Raw genomic sequence first — 18,338 nt, forward strand, 5'->3', positions numbered from 1 at the left:
CTTTTATTGCAGCTCTATATGGATATCATGTACTTGACCATCACGTTCAACCGTCAAAGTAAAATCTGTTGCTGATGATAGTTCAGCCCATAGTTTTGCCATTACGCTTGGATCAGTCAGGCTATTACCATTAATACCAACAGCTAAATCATTCGGCTTTAGACCCACTGCATCAAATAAAACTCTATCTTTACCTGGATTCACTCGGTAACCCTCAACGTCATCCCCTTTTTTCACTTGAGAAAGACGAATATAGCTAAAGAGTGTTTGTGGTTGGGCTAAGATCTTTTTCTTAATTTCAGCAAGCTTTTCAGCATCACCCGTCGTCGCCATTGATTCTGCACGAACAGATGTTTTCGCTGTATGACTTGCGTTATCTGTTGGTTTTGAGAATTTTAAACCTTCTAACATGACAGTTTCATCACGACCGCTGTTACTAATGATAACTCGATCGTTATAAACTGCTTTTAATGTGACACGCGTACCATCAATCACTTCATTCACAGCATACGTATTTTGTTTGCCATTATTGGTGATCACTGCAAACGCAGCCTTTGGATTCGTACTAGCAAGGACACCTACCAATTTCAGGCTCAATCGTGTCTGTGGCGCATCTTTCTTGACAGTGGTTTCTACCGGCTTTGGCTGTTCACTATATTTGCCGAATAGATTCATCGACAATAAATTGCCAACATTTACCCCTGACTCAGTCGCGCTAACATTCACTGACTTAGCTTGCCATGGGGCAACCGTGGCTGGCGGTGCGAGTAACATCCACATAATACGACCAGAAATCCACGCTAAAATCACCACTAGAAGCCACGTTAGTAGTCGAGTAAGTGCGCGCTGAGAAATCGGACGCTTTGCGGTCATCGAAGGCAACCATGTAGGTACTTGCATAGTGGAAATCCATTTAACGAATATCGGGTATCGTATAAATCCCCCCAATATAAACAGGGGTTATAGTTAGTCAGTTTTATATGATCTCTTTTTAACATCTTGATTTCTATTCATTCTTTGTAAAAAAAAGAAAATCAATTAAAAGACTAACGATTATTTGTAATAAATTCCTGATGGATGATTGAAAACCCCGATTAATATCACCATTTATTAGAAATAAGTGATAGCTGACGCTATTAAGACAATGTGATATTTTATCGCCCCTTTAAATAAAGGAACCGTTATGGGTCAAGCAACATCAGAACCTAAACAGGTTCGCCTTGATAAATGGCTATGGGCTGCCCGATTTTATAAAACTCGCTCCGTCGCTCGTGCAATGATTGACGGTGGTAAAGTGCAATATAACGGCCAACGCTCTAAGCCAAGTAAAATGGTTGAAGTCGGCGCAGAAATAAAACTGCGCCAAGGTAACGATGAGAAAACCGTTATCATAGAAAAGATCTCTGATACCCGCCGTGGTGCACCGGAAGCACAATTGCTGTATCAAGAAACAGCACAAAGTATTGAATTACGGGAACGCCATGCTCAAATGCGCAAACTCAATGCTTTTGATAATCCGAGTCCGATCAAACGACCAGATAAAAAACAACGTCGTGACATCATGAGATTCAAAAACATCAACACATCAGAATAAAAGGTTGCCAGCCTTTATCAATTCTCGTTGGTAGTAGCAAAGTGCTTTATATCAAGTAAGCCAAATGCTGGAACCATGAGTATTTATCCTGTTCATTTAAATACTGGTTATAACGCATTTAGATGCAATACCGAACATGATGCAAGGTTGGCACCACAGCTGGAGATAAAGAGAAAATGACTAAAGATTATTTAAACCGTTACCTATTTGATGGCGTGTCAGTACGTGGTGAATTAGTACAGCTTGGTGATACTTACCAACAAATCATCTCAAGCACAGAATACCCTGCACCAGTAAAAACACTGCTGGGTGAACTACTTGTTGCAACTAGCCTACTTACAGCAACATTGAAGTTCGAAGGCTCTATTACCGTGCAAGTGCAAGGTGATGGTCCAGTTAGCCTTGCGGTTATCAATGGCGATCAAAACCAGAAGCTACGTGGTGTTGCACGTTGGGAAGGCGATGTTAAAGAAGGTGGCTCTATCCATGATCTAATGGGTAAAGGCTACATGGTGATCACTATCATCCCTACTCAAGGCGAGCGTTACCAAGGCGTTGTTGGTCTTGAAGGTGACACACTTGCAGAATGTTTAGAAGCATACTTTAAAAACTCTGAGCAGCTAAGAACACGTATCTGGCTACGTACCGGTGAATTTGAAGGTCAACCAAAAGCGGCAGGTATGTTGCTTCAAGTAATGCCTGACGGTCAAGGTAGCGAAAGCGACTTCGAGCACCTAGAAACCATCACAGAGACAGTGAAAAACGAAGAGCTATTTGGTCTAGCTGCACAAGATGTATTGTACCGCCTATACCACCAAGAAGAGGTGAAGGTGTTCGAACCTCAAGAAGTCTCTTTTGAGTGTGGTTGCTCTCGTGAGCGTAGTGGTTCGGCAGTGATCAGCCTACACCCAGATGAGATTGAAAAAATCTTAGCTGAAGACGGTAAAGTATCACTTCATTGTGATTACTGTGGTACTGATTATGACTTTGACAGCATTGATATCGCAGCACTTCGTGAGAACGCAACGAAGGCAGACGACAGCCAAGTACATTAATTCTAGCTTCATATTAAGCATGAAACATAATTACAAAACCGGCATAACAGCCGGTTTTTTTATACCTAAAAATCAATTTCATTCCCATCCACTGAAAGTTAACCACTAAAAACCGCTGCTTTTTTCACCAAAAATAATAACTCTACCCTCTAGCTTTATCGTTTAACCGCCCTGTAAACTAACTAAAAAACACCAAAATCACATTTTCAATAACCTTAATTTAAATATGGTTATTTTATGATGAATGTCCCTGATTTAGCCCTTTATGGTTGCTAGCATGGTTAATAGTTAAACAACATCTTACCCAAGGAGCGCCAATGAACACGATGTGTGTCGATAATAAGGTTGCAACAAACATGGATCTATCCCAGTACGGTATACTCAATGTTACAGATGTAATTCGTAATCCTTCTTACGAAATGTTGTTTGAAGAAGAAACGAAAGCAGAACTAAAAGGGTTTGAGAAAGGCATTGTCACCGAATTAGGTGCCGTTGCTGTCGATACAGGGATCTTCACCGGTCGTTCACCACAAGATAAATTTATTGTGAAAGATGGCACCACGAAAGATACCCTATGGTGGTCAGATCAAGGCAAAAATGACAATAAAGCCTTAAGCCAAAGCGCTTGGAATAATCTAAAAGCCCTCGTTACGACACAACTGTCTAATAAGCGTCTTTTTGTGGTAGATGGATATTGTGGCGCTAACCCAGATACACGTTTATGTATTCGTGTGATCACTGAAGTAGCTTGGCAAGCACACTTCGTCAAAAATATGTTTATTCGTCCAACTGAAGCAGAGCTCGCCTCCTTTGAGCCTGACTTCGTGATAATGAACGGCTCCAAATGTACTAACCCTAAGTGGCAAGAGCACGGCATGAACTCCGAAAACTTCACCGTGTTTAACCTTTCAGAAAAAATGCAGCTGATCGGCGGTACTTGGTACGGTGGTGAGATGAAAAAAGGTATGTTCGCGATGATGAACTACTTCTTACCGCTAAAAGACATCGCCTCTATGCACTGCTCCGCCAACATGGGTGAAACAGGTGATGTTGCAATATTCTTTGGTCTATCAGGCACAGGGAAAACCACCCTATCAACAGATCCTAAACGCGCCTTGATCGGTGATGATGAGCATGGCTGGGACGATAACGGTGTATTCAACTTCGAAGGTGGTTGTTATGCCAAAACCATCAACCTCTCAAAAGAAGCTGAACCTGATATCTACAATGCCATTCGCCGTGATGCGTTATTAGAAAACGTGACGGTGCGCGGTGATGGATCTATCGATTTTAATGATAATTCGAAGACAGAAAACACCCGAGTGTCTTACCCGATCTATCATATCGATAATATCGTTAAGCCGGTTTCAAAAGGTGGTCACGCGAATAAAGTGATCTTCTTATCGGCAGACGCTTTTGGCGTGCTACCGCCAGTATCGAAACTTACCCCAGAGCAAACTAAATACCACTTCCTATCCGGCTTTACCGCAAAATTGGCGGGCACTGAGCGTGGTATTACCGAGCCAACCCCAACCTTCTCTGCCTGTTTTGGTAATGCATTCCTGACCTTGCATCCAACTCAGTACGCAGAAGTTTTGGTAAAACGTATGGAAGCTGCAGGCGCTGAAGCCTACTTGGTTAATACCGGCTGGAATGGCACAGGTAAACGTATTTCGATTCAAGATACCCGTGGCATTATCGATGCGATTTTAGATGGCTCGATTGATACTGCGCCAACCAAGCAAATTCCGATTTTCAACCTCACCGTACCAACAGCGCTACCTGGGGTCGATCCTGAAATTTTAGATCCTCGCGATACCTATACCGACCCACTGCAATGGGAAAGTAAAGCAACAGATCTAGCCAGTCGCTTTATCGCAAACTTTGAAAAGTACACCGATACCGCAGAAGGCGAATCTTTAGTAAAAGCAGGGCCGCAATTAGATTAAAACCCAATATCAAGCCCCTACTTGTTAGGGGCTTTTTTCTACTTACTTAGCACTGCACCATGATGTTGTACGAAAACCAAACTGACACCACTTGCCAATCTGTACTATTTGCGCCAACCTCATAATAGATAATAATTATCTTAATATCGTTTATGGGTTTTCAAGGATGAATTATGCGTTGGATAGCCAAAGTCATTGTCACAGTATTACTTTTGTCAGGTCTATCTTTAGCAGCCCTCATTACGCTCTTACAAACCCGCCATGCCACGCCTATTATCAACCATGCATTGGCCTTGTTCTCGGATTACCAATTAACGGATACCGACATTCAATACGACATTCAGCGTCCATTGGAAGTCATATTGCACAATCCAACACTGACAGAAAATCAAACTCAATTACTGTCAGCTAAACGCATCACATTGTCGCTATCATCTCGCTCTTTTGCTTTAAAACAAACCATCTTTGCGAATGTGGTGATCAATGGCATTGAAATGGATACACAACAGCTCAGTGCTTTTAAACATTTATCCGATATATCCATTGATCGCCTAGCGATAAATGATCTCAACCTCAACACCGCCAACATGACAATCAAGCATGCTCAGCTACAGCTTGATAACTGGCAATATCGCAGCACTAATTTACCTTGGTGGAAACAGTTTGATGGCGTCTTTCAATTAAGTGCACCTGAAATGACATGGCACCATCTCAGCCTTAATAACGTGCTTTTAAATGGTAAAAAGGATCAGCAACTGTGGCACTTATCGGGTTATTCTGGTCAGTGGCAGCGCGCAAAATTCAATGGACAAGCCCAGTATGATGAGCGCTCACAGCAACTCACACTTGATCAAATCACTATTACCCAATTACACCTGCAACAATCACAACCACTGCCAGCGTGGGAGCAATGGATCATTGATGCTACCCCTATTGAGCATATCGTGATCAAGCGTGCCGACATGCTTGATACCAGCATTGAGCAAAGGACATGGGCTGCTGATAACATTAATTTATCGTTAGAAAATTGGTCGTGGCCGCAGAGCTACTGGGAACAAGATGATGCTCACCTATCGGTAAGTGCGACGAATGCTAAATGGCAAGATATTGTCTTAGAGCAACCAATCATCGATTTACACTTCACTCCAGAACTGATGACTAGCCAAGGCATCTCTGCCCAATTGCTTGGGGGTTATATGCGTGTCGATGGTGCATTATCACCTGATGCTATCAAGCTAAAAGCGCTCACCTTGTCTGGTTTAAAGGGGCTACTTCCACCGCATTGGCAAGAGAAAGCACTCGCGTTGGTATCAACTCTTTCTACGTTCACCATTGATAATGTTGATATTAATAACCTACAACTCACTTCCACCGATGCCACACTACCTTTCCAACTAGCAGGAATTAATATCGAAGGGAAAAATACGGTTGTAAAACACAACCAGAAATGGGGACTATGGCAAGGTGATATTCAAGCCAGCCTTGGGTTTGCCAGTATCAATCAGATCATTTTCACCGATCCCATTGCTGAGATGAGTAGTCACAATGGTGATTGGAAAGTCAGTAAGCTTGTTTTGCCATTCAATCATGGCATGTTAACTGCCGATGGAGAAATTCAATTAGCGGAAAAAGGGAAGCCTTGGCAATTATCAGTAACCAATGACAGCGTACCAGCTAATGTGATTTATCGTTGGCTACGACTCCCCTTGCCATTAAATGGTGCGATAGATGGCACCATGAAAGCACACGGCCTGGCTGATAATCAGCGTAGCTTTAACTACAGTCTTTCAGGACAAGCTGATCTAACATTTAGAGATATTCAGCTAGATAACATTGCGCCAACCCAGCTGTTTTCAGAATGGAGTAAAAAAAGCGATTTACTCGACTTAGTATTGCCAAAATACAGCAGTGATCTTGCTAATAATCATCAAACATTAACTCTGTTACCACTGCATATCACGGCAGACCGAGGAAAAATTACAGTGCCCACTTGGCTTGCCAGTAATGAGCACTTTAGCTTGTCACTCTCAAGCCAATGGGATTTAGCAACGCCAAAACAGCAACAGATGGAATGGGTATTAAAAGAAGACTGCCAACAACTAGAGCGTCGTTGGCAAGCAGGTCAAAGAGAAGTGAATTCGTTTTCAACGTGTAATGGCAATATTAGGTAAGTACCGGTAAAACAAGAAGCAACATTATTGCCACTATAAACATTTACATCGACACTGATGCGCCCTTTTCGACCTTTAGCTAAACGATCGATATCACCACGTAAATTCTCCACTGTACTGACGGCTTTTGGTCGTTCAGTCACAGGAGAGGAATAACGAATATGGCTATCGACTAAGATGATATTACCTTCCAAGCCACGCTCTTTAAGCAATAACCAAATAAAGCCCCAACCAGCCAATGTTGCCATCGTGAAAATACTCCCGGCGAACATAAACTCATTGGGGTTTAAATTGGCGTTAAATAGCGCACTCACTTCAAACCGATAACCCGTATATTGGTTGATTTTAATTCCCATCTTATCGCTGATCGGGATCTGCTGTTGCCACAAAGTCTGTAGCTCATGGCACCAATCAGGATGGCGAACCACTTCATTAAGCGGCTCTAAATGTTTAAGCATTTGCTGATGGCGAACAGGACCGCGTTCATCACTTAGCTCACCCTCACTGGCAAAACCATTTTTTAAATAAAACGGAATAGCATCTTCGCGCGCATTACACACCATACGCTTCGCACCATCTTGTCGAGCAAGCGATTCCAGCGCCATTAAAATCAAACCGCCAAGGCCATGATGGCGCACCTCAGGATCAACCGCCATAAAACGCACTTGCCCTTCATTGTCAGGCGTTAAATATAAACGCCCAATCGCCACCACCTGATCACGGTTATTGATGATCATACGATGCTCACTCAAATCATCATACGCATCACGCTCAGAGCCTTTTGGCATCTGCCAAGGCTCTCGTAGCATTCGCCAACGAAAATGGTAATAATTCGCCAATTGCTCATCTGTTTGAGGCGTCACGAGTCGAAACATGAATTCCCTCTCTTTCCATTCTCGGTTTGGAGTATTTGCTTATGTTAAACTTGTAGCCAGAACGTCACAGGACCATCGTTATTCAATGCCACTTGCATATCAGCAGCAAAAATACCTGTTTCAGTTTGAATTTCTTTAGCCTTACATTGTTCGACAAAGTATTCGTAAAGACGTTCAGCTTCAATAGGTGCAGCACCGCTTGAAAACCCAGGACGCATGCCTTTTTTGGTGTCTGCCGCTAAGGTAAATTGTGAAACCACCAACACGCTGCCACCCGCTTGCTGCACGTTTAAATTCATCTTGCCATCGTCATCGCTAAAGACGCGATAACCTAAAACTTTATCACGCAACTTTTGCGCTTTTGCTTCATCGTCACCTTTTTCGACACCAAGCAGTACCAATAAGCCCTTACCTATCGCTCCGGTAATGTGACCATCAACAGTCACGCTCGCTTCACTTACACGTTGGATCAGTGCAATCATTTACGCTTCCTCTTTCTTGCTCGGCTCAACGCTCTGCGGTTTATCTTCGTGGTGCAATGGTAACTGACTCGATTGCTCCCAGAAACCACGTTCACCTAAACTTGCCGTAATTTCTGCTCCCAGCAACACAATGCACCAACATAAATAGATCCAAACAAATAAGATAGGAATGGCTGCCAGTGCGCCATAAATCATTTGATAAGAATGGAAATGCGCCAAATAAATCGCAAAACCTTTTTTACTCAATTCAAATAAAATACTGGCACTTAACCCGCCGATCAGGGCATGACGAAACGTCACTTTGCAATTAGGAACTAACAAATACAGCAATAAAAATGCCAAGCTCGACATCATGGAAGGAAACCAGCGCAATGACTGTTGTAATACGCCATGTAACGCCTGATGTTCCAGTAATGCCAGTGAGCCAAGGTATGAGCTAACCGCGATACTAGAACCTAACAGAATCGGTCCGAGGGTCAAAATCATCCAATAGATAGAAAATGAAATGATCCAGCGACGTTTCTTTTTTATTCGCCAGATATAATTAAGGGAAGTATCTATCGATGAAATCAACATCATTGCGACCACAAACAAAGCCGCAACACCTACAGCAGTCATCTTACCTGCATTGGAAACAAACTCGCTGAGGTAAGTTTTCACTACCGCCCCCGCCGCAGGCACAAAATTCTCAATCACAAAATTTTGCAGTTGCTCGCCAAGCCCAGCAAAAACAGGGACCGCAGATAGCGCCGATATCACCACCGTGATCAATGGCACTAACGACAATAATGTCACATAAGCCATAGAGCCAGCAGTCACGGTTAAGCGATCATGATTCACTCGCTGGATTAAATACGTAAAATAATCCACCATCAGACGGATTCTTGGACCAAATTGCAACTTCGCCATTTGTTTGTTGTCTGCCTTATAACTTTGTTCTATTAATCATATACATTTAAAGAAAAGACATTAAATTCCGTCTACTCTCAATTCATTCTTTGCGTCTTATCAATCCAACTTTTGCACTCCGCCCATTGTGTCGATTGATAGTTAACAAACGCTGCATGTCTTACTAGGAGCATAACATGCCTTATTTACTCGCTATTTTACTTAGTGTCAGCCTACTTTCGGGTTGTCAGTCAGCTTACTACTCCGCCATGGAACAAGTAGGCGTCCATAAACGTGACATCATGGTTGATCGCGTTGAAGACGCAAATGCCGCACAACAAAATGCGCAGAAGCAATTTACCAGCGCATTAGAAGGGCTAAAAGCATTAAATAACTTTCACGGTGGTGAGTTAGAAGCCGCTTATAACGACGTTAACGATCAATACAAAGACAGCGAAGCTGCCGTCAATAAAGTAAAAGATCGTATTGCTGCGATTGAAGATGTGGCAGATGCACTGTTTGATGAATGGAACGATGAACTTGCGCTTTATAAGAGTGCAACGCTGAAACGTGATAGTGCAAACAAGCTACGCGCAACTAAAGCACAATATCAAAAGATGCTAGCAGCAATGAAACGTGCAGAGCAAAAGATGGAGCCTGTATTAGATACGCTTCGTGACAACACGTTATACCTAAAGCATAACTTAAATGCAGCAGCGATTGGCTCGCTACAGGGTGAATTCAACTCACTACAACGTGAAATTCAACAAGCAATCCGTGATATGAATAGCGCGATTGCAGAATCTAACCGTTTCATTGGTCACCTTAAAAAGTAACACAAACAATAGTGAGTCAACTTAGGTTGGCTCACTGCCTACTCCTTTCATCTCTCAAGCGACACACTCTTTCTTACTCCTACTTTCTGCTTTCACTTTACTACCTGTCTTTTTCAAATCCCAGATACAACAATCCCCCGATTGTTACCAACCGAGGGATTGTTTATGAATTAATGATCAGCGTTCAGTAATTACTTAGTACGGCTTGCACGCTTACGATCGTTTTCAGTAAGAAGCTTCTTACGAATACGGATGCTTTCAGGCGTTACTTCTACTAGTTCGTCATCATCGATGAACTCTAGTGCTTGCTCAAGTGTGTACTTGATAGCAGGAGAAAGTACCTGAGCTTCGTCAGTACCAGAAGCACGAACGTTAGTTAGCTGCTTACCCTTCAGACAGTTAACTGTTAGGTCGTTAGAACGGTTGTGAATACCGATGATCTGACCTTCGTAAACTTCGTCTGCGTGCTCAGCGAATAGACGACCACGCTCTTGTAGGTTAAATAGAGCGTAAGTTAGCGCTTTACCTGTTGCGTTAGAGATCAGTACACCGTTGTTACGCTGACCGATTGTACCGCCTTTGTGTGGGCCGTAGTGATCAAACGTATGGTAAAGAAGACCTGAACCTGAAGTTAATGTCATGAACTCAGTTTGGAAACCAATCAGACCACGAGAAGGCATCATGAAGTCCATGCGAACACGGCCTTTGCCATCTGGTGCCATATCAGTTAGTTCACCTTTACGAAGACCGATGTTCTCCATGATACCGCCCTGATGCTCTTCCATCACGTCGATAGTCACAGTTTCAAACGGTTCTTGTAGCTCACCATTCTCATCACGCTTGATGATAACTTCTGGACGTGACACTGCTAGCTCGTAGCCTTCACGACGCATGTTTTCGATCAGGATAGATAGGTGAAGCTCACCACGGCCTGATACGCGGAATTTATCTGGGTCAGTTGTTTCTTCAACGCGAAGTGCCACGTTGTGAACAAGCTCTTTCTGTAGACGCTCAAGGATGTTACGTGAAGTTACGAACTTACCTTCTTTACCAGCAAACGGAGAGTTGTTTACTTGGAAAGTCATGGTTACTGTTGGTTCGTCAACAGATAGCGCTGGAAGTGCTTCTGGTGTGTTCACATCACAAATAGTGTCAGAAATCTTAAGCTCACCAAGGCCAGTAATCGCGATGATGTCACCTGCTGTTGCTTTTTCAACATCGTGACGCTCAAGACCTAAGTAACCTAGTACTGTACCTACTTTACCGTTACGCTTAGTACCGTCAGCACCTACCACACATACTTGTTGGTTAGGAACAACAGAACCACGAGTTACACGGCCAACACCGATAACACCAACGTAAGAGCTGTAGTCTAGCTGAGAAATCTGCATCTGCAGCGCGCCTTCAACGTCAACGTTAGGCGCTGCTACGTTGTCAACAATCGCTTGGAACAATGGTTCCATGTTCTCGCCAGTTTCGCCTTCTTCCATTGTCGCCCAACCGTTTAGTGCTGAAGCGTATACCACTTGGAAGTCTAACTGTTCGTCAGTTGCACCTAGGTTATCGAATAGGTCAAATACTTGATCCATAACCCACTCAGGACGTGCACCTGGGCGGTCAATTTTGTTGATTACAACGATTGGCTTAAGACCGTGTGCGAACGCTTTTTGCGTTACGAAACGAGTCTGAGGCATTGGACCGTCAACAGCGTCAACGATAAGAAGTACAGAGTCAACCATCGACATGATACGCTCAACTTCACCACCGAAATCGGCGTGTCCTGGGGTATCTACGATGTTGATGCGGTAATCATTCCAGTTAATCGCTGTGTTCTTAGCTAGGATCGTGATACCACGCTCTTTTTCGATGTCGTTAGAATCCATTACGCGCTCTTCGGCTTCGCCGCGAGACTCTAACGTGCCAGACTGCTGAAGCAGTTTGTCAACCAACGTTGTTTTACCGTGGTCAACGTGCGCAATAATTGCGATATTTCTTAATTTATCGATCTGTGGATTAGACATGGGTTCACATTCACTCAGAACATGCAGCATCTCGACTAGAAGCTACTTGATTAAAAAAACGGCTCATAATCTAACAGATTTTACGCCAAAACCCACGAAATATGTGATTTATATCACCAGCTTTTTTTCAGCCATGCGCTAGAGCCGCATTTTTACTCGCTTTTTTGCTAAATTTTATTTTTTCCAAACCTTGTATTCAGCCCCTAAATACCCCTAAAAACTGACTTTTCTTCATAATTCACGCAAAATCTTCCCCAGACAGAACATAAGTCTCATTTAACAATAAAAAAACACTTTTTTAGGAACATTATGAATTGACAATAATTTTTAACATCGCGATAGTAAGCATGTTCTATTATTGTTAATAACAGCCAAAACGCACCAAAACAGTGCATTGATGTTTCATAATAGTGCAAGAATGGATTTATTAAGTCTTAGAAATGCGCAAGAAACCACATTTTTAAGGCTTTTAAAAGTTGGCATGGTTTTAGCTAAAGAGTATTCAGCTCTGCTCATTCCATTGATGAGCAATCATAGATTTGCGGCCATGCCCTTATATAACACCGGAGGTTACTCAAGATGTCAGTAGAAAACGTACTAGCGCTGATCCAGGAAAACGAAGTTAAATTTGTAGACCTACGTTTTACCGATACGAAAGGTAAAGAACAGCATATCTCGATCCCAGCTCATCAAATTGATGCTGATTTCTTCGAAGAAGGTAAAATGTTCGATGGCTCTTCAGTTGCAGGTTGGAAGGGTATCAACGAATCAGACATGGTAATGATGCCTGACGCATCAAGTGCTGTGCTAGACCCATTTACTGAAGACGCTACACTAAATATCCGTTGTGATATTCTAGAGCCAGCTACAATGCAAGGTTACGACCGTGACCCTCGCTCAATTGCTAAGCGTGCTGAAGAGTTCATGCGCTCTACAGGTATCGCAGATACTGTACTTATCGGTCCAGAGCCAGAATTCTTCCTATTTGACGATGTGAAGTTCAATACTGACATGTCAGGCTCTTTCTTCAAGATTGATGACGTAGAAGCGGCATGGAACACAGGTTCTGATTTCGAAGGTGGTAACAAAGGTCACCGTCCTGGCGTTAAAGGTGGTTACTTCCCAGTAGCACCAGTTGATTCATCACAAGATATCCGTTCTGCTATGTGTCTAATCATGGAAGAAATGGGTCTAGTTGTTGAAGCACACCACCACGAAGTAGCAACAGCAGGTCAGAACGAAATCGCTACACGTTTCAACACGCTAACAACAAAAGCGGATGAAATTCAAATCTATAAGTATGTTGTTCACAACGTTGCACACGCATTCGGTAAAACAGCGACTTTCATGCCTAAGCCACTAGTAGGTGATAACGGTTCTGGTATGCACGTTCACCAATCTCTAGCAAAAGACGGTGTTAACCTATTTGCTGGTGACAAGTACGGCGGTCTTTCTGAAACTGCGCTTTACTACATCGGCGGTATCATCAAGCACGCACGTGCAATCAACGCATTCGCAAACCCAGCAACTAACTCATATAAGCGTCTAGTTCCTGGCTTCGAAGCACCAGTTATGCTTGCTTACTCAGCACGTAACCGTTCTGCGTCTATCCGTATTCCAGTAGTACCAAGCCCGAAAGCACGTCGTATCGAAGTTCGCTTCGGTGATCCAGCAGCTAACCCATACCTAGCATTCGCAGCAATGCTAATGGCAGGCCTTGACGGTATCCAAAACAAGATCCACCCAGGCGAAGCAATGGATAAAGACTTGTACGACCTACCAGCAGAAGAAGCAGCTGAAATCCCAACAGTTGCAGAATCGCTACAAGGTGCACTACAAGCACTAAGCGACGACCGTGAGTTCCTAACGTCTGGCGGCGTATTCTCTGATGACTTCATCGATTCTTACATCGCACTGAAATCTCAAGACGTTGAGAAAGTAAACATGACAACTCACCCACTAGAGTTTGAACTTTACTACTCTGTTTAAGTAATCACTTAATTACTAAACATTAAATACTTAGGCCTGCTTCACAAGCAGGCCTTTTTGATCTTGTTGTCACTCACAAACCAACGACAATGAAGTATCTTATTCACGACCACTGTGGATCGTGCAAACAAACTTGGAGTTAACGGATGAAACTCTCTCGTTTTTTTAAGCTACTCGGCTCTGTGCTTATTGCCCTAATATGGACAGCCGCAAGTTCAGCCCAAGCCTCTACCATCTACTCATGGACAGATGAAAATGGCGTGGTGCATTTTACCGATCAACCTCAAACACCCGATGCCACCGCTTACCCTTTAAGCGTGACCGAAGTCAGTGGCAATATTGAACAAACCGCAGATGCCATTGCCACTCAAACCACTGATGTTGCCGTGGTAGAAGAGCCAGAAAAAACCATTACTTTAGTCTCGCCAATGCATGAGCAAACCATTCGTAATAACGAAGGTATCATCAATATTCATGCCGTCACCAACAGTAAACTTAATAACCAAACCCAAGCGCAATTGGTGTTAGATGGCGTGGTGAAAGGCGATCCTCAAACTGAACTCACTTGGACATTAGATAACGTTGATCGTGGTAGCCACCAGCTACAAATTCAACTAGTTAAAGGCGGCAAGGTTATTGCATCATCAGACAGTATTACTGTTTATCTGCATCGAGCCACAGTGAAGGCAAACAAGCCAAAGCCAGTACAGCCTCGCTAACCCACAGTTTCACCAATTAACAGTGCCCGATCAGCAGTAAACAGGTTACACTCAAATGCACCAAACTGGTGCATTTGACCGAAACAACCATCATCATGGTTGTAGTAATCAACAAGGATGCTGATTGTGACTGCTGCATTTACCCCTGTAATTATTGATAACCTTGTTACTGCTGTGCTTCTGCTCGATGAAGCTCTCACGATAAGATTCGTAAACCCTGCAGCAGAGCAACTCTTATCTTCAAGTAAGCGTCGCCTACTCGGCACGGTTTTACCTAATTTATTACAACACTCATCACTTGATCTCGATTTACTGTCCGGCACACTGCAAAGCGGTCAAGGTCTCGCTGATAGTGATGTCACTTTTGTCATTGACGGGCAACGTTACTTGCTCGGCTTAAATGCCAGCCCTATTTCATGGCAAAAAGAGCTGTTCGTGATGCTGGAACTAAAGCCCATCGATCAACAGCGCCGTATCAGTCAAGAGCTCACTCAGTTAGCTCAACAACAAGCAGCTAAAGAATTAGTCCGTGGTCTTGCCCATGAAATTAAAAATCCACTAGGCGGACTACGTGGTGCGGCACAATTGCTGGAAAAAGTCCTACCCGATCCAAGCTATACCGAATACACCCAGATGATCATTGAGCAAGCTGATCGTCTGCGTAATCTGGTCGATAGGTTACTAGGTCCTCAGCGACCTGGAATAAGAAAAGTCGATAACATCCATCTTGTATTGGAAAAAGTCCGGCAATTAGTCTGCCTTGAAAACGATAACAATATCATCATTGAACGAGACTACGATCCGAGCTTGCCCGATATTGAGATGGATGCCGAGCAACTAGAACAAGCCCTGCTTAATATTGTCAGTAACGCTGCCCATGCGCTGAAAAAACAAGGCGGTGGTGTTATTAAGCTCAAAACACGCACCGCGCACCAAGCCTTAATCCAAGGCAAATACACCCGTACCGCAGCCAAAATAGAAATTATCGATAATGGCCCCGGTATCCCAGCAGAAATCCAAGATACCTTGTTTTATCCCATGGTAACGGGTAATGCCGATGGCACTGGACTTGGGCTTTCCATTTCACAAAATTTAATCGATCAACATAATGGCAAAATCGAAGTGATCAGCTGGCCAGGACACACCAACTTCACTATCCATTTACCAATACAATAATAATTACAGGAGGATAAGGATGAGCAAAGGACTAATTTGGGTTGTTGACGACGACAGCTCTATTCGCTGGGTAATGGAAAAAACCCTTACGGCGGCAGGCATGAAATGTGAAACGTTCGCTAATGCTGATAGTGTACTTGAAGCGCTAGAGCGTAGCGTGCCTGATGTACTGGTATCAGACATCAAAATGCCGGGCACGGATGGATTAACCCTGTTGAAATTACTGCAGCAAGATTACCCACTATTACCTGTGATCATCATGACAGCGCATTCCGATCTAGATGCTGCAGTAAATGCCTATCAACGTGGCGCATTTGAATATTTGCCTAAACCGTTTGATATTGATGAGGCGGTGAGTCTCGTGGAGCGCGCTGTCAGTCATAGCCAAGAGCAAAAACGCCAGCAGCAACCAGAATCAGAAACCAAAGCAGTGCCCGAAATTATCGGTGAAGCTCCTGCGATGCAGGAAGTCTTTCGCGCCATTGGTCGCCTGTCTCGCTCATCCATTTCCGTGCTCATCAACGGTGAATCAGGCACAGGTAAAGAGTTGGTTGCCCATGCTCTGCACCGCCATAGCCCTCGCAGTAGCAATGCTTTTATTGCCTTAAATATGGCGGCAATTCCTAAAGACTTAATTGAATCAGAGCTATTTGGTCATGAAAAAGGGGCATTTACTGGTGCAAATAGTGTTCGCCAAGGACGCTTTGAACAAGCCAATGGTGGTACCCTATTTTTAGATGAAATCGGTGATATGCCATTAGATATTCAAACCCGTTTACTACGCGTGTTAGCAGACGGGCAGTTCTATCGTGTCGGTGGGCATTCTCCGGTCAATGTCGATGTGCGTATCATTGCCGCAACCCATCAAAACCTAGAGCGATTAGTGGCTGAAGGTGATTTTCGTGAAGATCTGTTCCATCGCCTGAATGTCATTCGTGTTCACTTACCCTCACTCAAAGATCGTCGCCAAGATATCCCACAACTGGCGCGTCATTTTCTCCAACGTGCTTCTAACGAACTAGGGGTTGAAGCCAAAACCTTGCACCCAGACACCACCAAGCAACTAGCAGCACTTAACTGGCCGGGTAACGTTCGTCAGTTGGAAAATATCTGTCGCTGGTTAACCGTCATGGCAAGCAGTAATGAAGTGCTACCTAATGATTTGCCGCCTGAATTACTCGAAACACCGGTAAGCCACACTTCATCGGAACAAGACACACAGCATTGGCACCATGGTTTAGAAGTTTGGGCTAAACAAGCCCTACAGCAAGGCAATGAAAACTTGCTCGGAGAAGCGCTGCCACAATTTGAGAAGATCTTACTCGAAACTGCGTTGCACCATAGTCATGGTCACAAACAAGAAGCCGCACGCTTATTGGGCTGGGGAAGAAATACACTGACTCGAAAACTAAAAGAGCTTGGTATTAACGATTAGTCGTTATAGCTTAGATGATAGTTGCAGGTGAAGACGATCACATTTAGCTGCAACTATCATGTTCAGGCTATACACTTTGCTTATACTTAACCCTCAGTTTTCACCGGAATAACCATAATGATAAACAAGCATCTTCCTTTGACGGACATTCACCGTCACCTTGATGGCAATATTCGCCCTCAAACCATCCTCGAATTAGGCCAACAATTTAATATCACGCTACCAGGTCATGATCTGGAAAGCTTACGTCCACACGTTCAAATTGTCGAAGCAGAGCCAAGTTTAGTCGCTTTCCTATCAAAACTTGATTGGGGTGTTGCGGTACTGGGTGATCTAGATGCTTGTCGCCGTGTGGCTTACGAAAACGTTGAAGACGCCCTACGTGCACAAATTGATTACGCAGAGCTACGCTTCTCACCTTACTACATGGCAATGAAACATAACCTGCCAGTAGCGGGTGTGGTTGAAGCGGTAATTGACGGCGTTAATGCAGGCTGTCGTGATTTTGGTATCAAAGCTAACCTGATCGGTATTATGAGCCGCACCTTTGGCGTTGATGCTTGTCAGCAAGAGCTAGACGCACTGCTGGCTCATAAAGATAAACTGGTTGCGATTGATCTAGCTGGTGATGAATTAGGTCAGCCAGGCACACAGTTCAATACTCACTTTAAACAAGTACGTGATGCTGGCTTACGTGTAACGGTTCACGCAGGTGAAGCAGCGGGCCCTGAAAGCATGTGGCAAGCAATCAACGAGCTAGGTGCAGTACGTATTGGTCATGGCGTTAAAGCCATTCAAGATCCAAAGTTAATGGATTACTTGGCTGAACATAAAATTGGTATTGAATCGTGCATCACCTCAAACATTCAAACCAGCACCGTCAGCAACATTAAAGATCACCCAATCAAGCCTTTCCTTGAGCACGGTATCTTAGCAAGCTTAAATACTGACGATCCTGCAGTTGAAGGTATTGAATTACCTTATGAGTATGAAGTAGCGGCTCCTGCTGTTGGTTTAAGCCAAGCACAAATTGAGCAAGCACAGCGCAACGGTTTAGAAATCGCTTTCTTAACTGAAAGTGAGAAACAAGCCCTTCGAGATATGGCTGCAAAGCGTAGCTAATTGCCCACCACATTAGCAACCAAAAA

15 protein-coding genes are annotated in these 18,338 nt (G+C 43.7%); 10 read left to right on the top strand and 5 right to left on the bottom strand.

The features are described 5' to 3' along the window. Positions 1-3 precede the first annotated feature (3 nt). On the bottom strand, positions 4-900 hold the full coding sequence (gene gspC, locus E5A76_RS06095) for a type II secretion system protein GspC (protein WP_161118399.1): 897 nt from the start codon (positions 898-900) through the stop codon (positions 4-6). A 283-nt stretch (positions 901-1,183) separates the two neighbouring features. Between gspC and hslR the strand changes: the two genes are divergently transcribed. The 4 genes from hslR (at position 1,184) to E5A76_RS06115 (ending at position 6,769) form a co-directional block, all read left to right on the top strand. After that, on the top strand, positions 1,184-1,594 hold the full coding sequence (hslR, locus tag E5A76_RS06100; protein WP_053986620.1) for a ribosome-associated heat shock protein Hsp15: 411 nt from the start codon (positions 1,184-1,186) through the stop codon (positions 1,592-1,594). Positions 1,595-1,770: 176 nt separating this feature from the next. Further along, positions 1,771-2,649 carry an Hsp33 family molecular chaperone HslO gene (hslO, locus tag E5A76_RS06105; protein ID WP_053986621.1) on the top strand — a complete coding sequence of 293 codons (879 nt, stop codon included), beginning with the start codon at positions 1,771-1,773 and terminating at the stop codon, positions 2,647-2,649. A gap of 317 nt (positions 2,650-2,966) precedes the next feature. Then, a complete protein-coding gene (gene pckA, locus E5A76_RS06110; protein ID WP_161118400.1) occupies positions 2,967-4,598 on the top strand; it encodes a phosphoenolpyruvate carboxykinase (ATP) in 1,632 nt (543 codons plus the stop codon). Positions 4,599-4,771: 173 nt separating this feature from the next. Next, complete coding sequence (locus E5A76_RS06115) at positions 4,772-6,769, top strand: AsmA family protein (protein WP_161118401.1); 1,998 nt, start codon at positions 4,772-4,774, stop codon at positions 6,767-6,769. Here E5A76_RS06115 and E5A76_RS06120 read toward each other — a convergent pair. From E5A76_RS06120 to E5A76_RS06130, 3 genes are read right to left on the bottom strand one after another with little or no spacing between them, the layout of a single operon-like run. Further along, positions 6,721-7,644 (bottom strand): bifunctional GNAT family N-acetyltransferase/hotdog fold thioesterase, encoded by a 924-nt coding sequence (locus E5A76_RS06120; RefSeq protein WP_107167121.1) that lies wholly within the window; start codon positions 7,642-7,644, stop codon positions 6,721-6,723. The two genes, E5A76_RS06115 and E5A76_RS06120, sit on opposite strands and share 49 nt — an antisense overlap. 44 nt (positions 7,645-7,688) lie before the next feature. Then, a complete protein-coding gene (gene dtd / locus E5A76_RS06125) occupies positions 7,689-8,126 on the bottom strand; it encodes a D-aminoacyl-tRNA deacylase (protein ID WP_161118402.1) in 438 nt (145 codons plus the stop codon). Then, positions 8,127-9,035, bottom strand: a complete 909-nt coding sequence (locus E5A76_RS06130; RefSeq protein ID WP_161118403.1) for a virulence factor BrkB family protein — start codon at positions 9,033-9,035, stop codon at positions 8,127-8,129. A 176-nt stretch (positions 9,036-9,211) separates the two neighbouring features. Between E5A76_RS06130 and E5A76_RS06135 the strand changes: the two genes are divergently transcribed. Next, positions 9,212-9,850: a DUF2959 domain-containing protein gene (locus E5A76_RS06135; protein ID WP_107167120.1), complete on the top strand. Its 639-nt coding sequence runs from the start codon at positions 9,212-9,214 to the stop codon at positions 9,848-9,850. 191 nt (positions 9,851-10,041) lie between these two features. On the opposite strand, the gene typA is transcribed toward E5A76_RS06135, so the two are convergent. Then, positions 10,042-11,871 (bottom strand): translational GTPase TypA, encoded by a 1,830-nt coding sequence (gene typA / locus E5A76_RS06140; protein ID WP_161118404.1) that lies wholly within the window; start codon positions 11,869-11,871, stop codon positions 10,042-10,044. 579 nt (positions 11,872-12,450) lie between these two features. On the opposite strand from typA, the gene glnA reads away from it, so the two are divergent. From glnA to add, 5 genes are all read left to right on the top strand, one after another. Next, positions 12,451-13,860 (top strand): glutamate--ammonia ligase, encoded by a 1,410-nt coding sequence (gene glnA, locus E5A76_RS06145; protein ID WP_008985960.1) that lies wholly within the window; start codon positions 12,451-12,453, stop codon positions 13,858-13,860. Between the two features lie 146 nt (positions 13,861-14,006). Next, the gene (locus E5A76_RS06150) at positions 14,007-14,579 is read left to right on the top strand and encodes a DUF4124 domain-containing protein (RefSeq protein ID WP_161118405.1); all 573 of its coding nucleotides are present in this window, start codon (positions 14,007-14,009) and stop codon (positions 14,577-14,579) included. A gap of 117 nt (positions 14,580-14,696) precedes the next feature. Then, positions 14,697-15,755, top strand: a complete 1,059-nt coding sequence (gene glnL, locus E5A76_RS06155) for a nitrogen regulation protein NR(II) (protein ID WP_187695565.1) — start codon at positions 14,697-14,699, stop codon at positions 15,753-15,755. A gap of 19 nt (positions 15,756-15,774) precedes the next feature. Then, positions 15,775-17,190: a nitrogen regulation protein NR(I) gene (gene glnG / locus E5A76_RS06160; RefSeq protein ID WP_107167116.1), complete on the top strand. Its 1,416-nt coding sequence runs from the start codon at positions 15,775-15,777 to the stop codon at positions 17,188-17,190. 117 nt (positions 17,191-17,307) lie between these two features. After that, on the top strand, positions 17,308-18,312 hold the full coding sequence (add, locus tag E5A76_RS06165) for an adenosine deaminase (protein ID WP_107167115.1): 1,005 nt from the start codon (positions 17,308-17,310) through the stop codon (positions 18,310-18,312). Positions 18,313-18,338 lie beyond the last annotated feature (26 nt).

Origin of the sequence: Photobacterium lucens, from assembly GCF_009873615.1 — a bacterium.
Classification (GTDB): Bacteria; Pseudomonadota; Gammaproteobacteria; order Enterobacterales; family Vibrionaceae; genus Photobacterium; species Photobacterium lucens.

What these genes read in the sequence shown, in the direction of transcription:
- gspC (WP_161118399.1), bottom strand. Translation starts at nt 900, where the DNA reads ATGCAAGTACCTACATGGTTGCCTTCGATGACCGCAAAGCGTCCGATT.
- hslR (WP_053986620.1), top strand. Translation starts at nt 1,184, where the DNA reads ATGGGTCAAGCAACATCAGAACCTAAACAGGTTCGCCTTGATAAATGG.
- hslO (WP_053986621.1), top strand. Translation starts at nt 1,771, where the DNA reads ATGACTAAAGATTATTTAAACCGTTACCTATTTGATGGCGTGTCAGTA.
- pckA (WP_161118400.1), top strand. Translation starts at nt 2,967, where the DNA reads ATGAACACGATGTGTGTCGATAATAAGGTTGCAACAAACATGGATCTA.
- E5A76_RS06115 (WP_161118401.1), top strand. Translation starts at nt 4,772, where the DNA reads ATGCGTTGGATAGCCAAAGTCATTGTCACAGTATTACTTTTGTCAGGT.
- E5A76_RS06120 (WP_107167121.1), bottom strand. Translation starts at nt 7,644, where the DNA reads ATGTTTCGACTCGTGACGCCTCAAACAGATGAGCAATTGGCGAATTAT.
- dtd (WP_161118402.1), bottom strand. Translation starts at nt 8,126, where the DNA reads ATGATTGCACTGATCCAACGTGTAAGTGAAGCGAGCGTGACTGTTGAT.
- E5A76_RS06130 (WP_161118403.1), bottom strand. Translation starts at nt 9,035, where the DNA reads ATGGCGAAGTTGCAATTTGGTCCAAGAATCCGTCTGATGGTGGATTAT.
- E5A76_RS06135 (WP_107167120.1), top strand. Translation starts at nt 9,212, where the DNA reads ATGCCTTATTTACTCGCTATTTTACTTAGTGTCAGCCTACTTTCGGGT.
- typA (WP_161118404.1), bottom strand. Translation starts at nt 11,871, where the DNA reads ATGTCTAATCCACAGATCGATAAATTAAGAAATATCGCAATTATTGCG.
- glnA (WP_008985960.1), top strand. Translation starts at nt 12,451, where the DNA reads ATGTCAGTAGAAAACGTACTAGCGCTGATCCAGGAAAACGAAGTTAAA.
- E5A76_RS06150 (WP_161118405.1), top strand. Translation starts at nt 14,007, where the DNA reads ATGAAACTCTCTCGTTTTTTTAAGCTACTCGGCTCTGTGCTTATTGCC.
- glnL (WP_187695565.1), top strand. Translation starts at nt 14,697, where the DNA reads ATGCTGATTGTGACTGCTGCATTTACCCCTGTAATTATTGATAACCTT.
- glnG (WP_107167116.1), top strand. Translation starts at nt 15,775, where the DNA reads ATGAGCAAAGGACTAATTTGGGTTGTTGACGACGACAGCTCTATTCGC.
- add (WP_107167115.1), top strand. Translation starts at nt 17,308, where the DNA reads ATGATAAACAAGCATCTTCCTTTGACGGACATTCACCGTCACCTTGAT.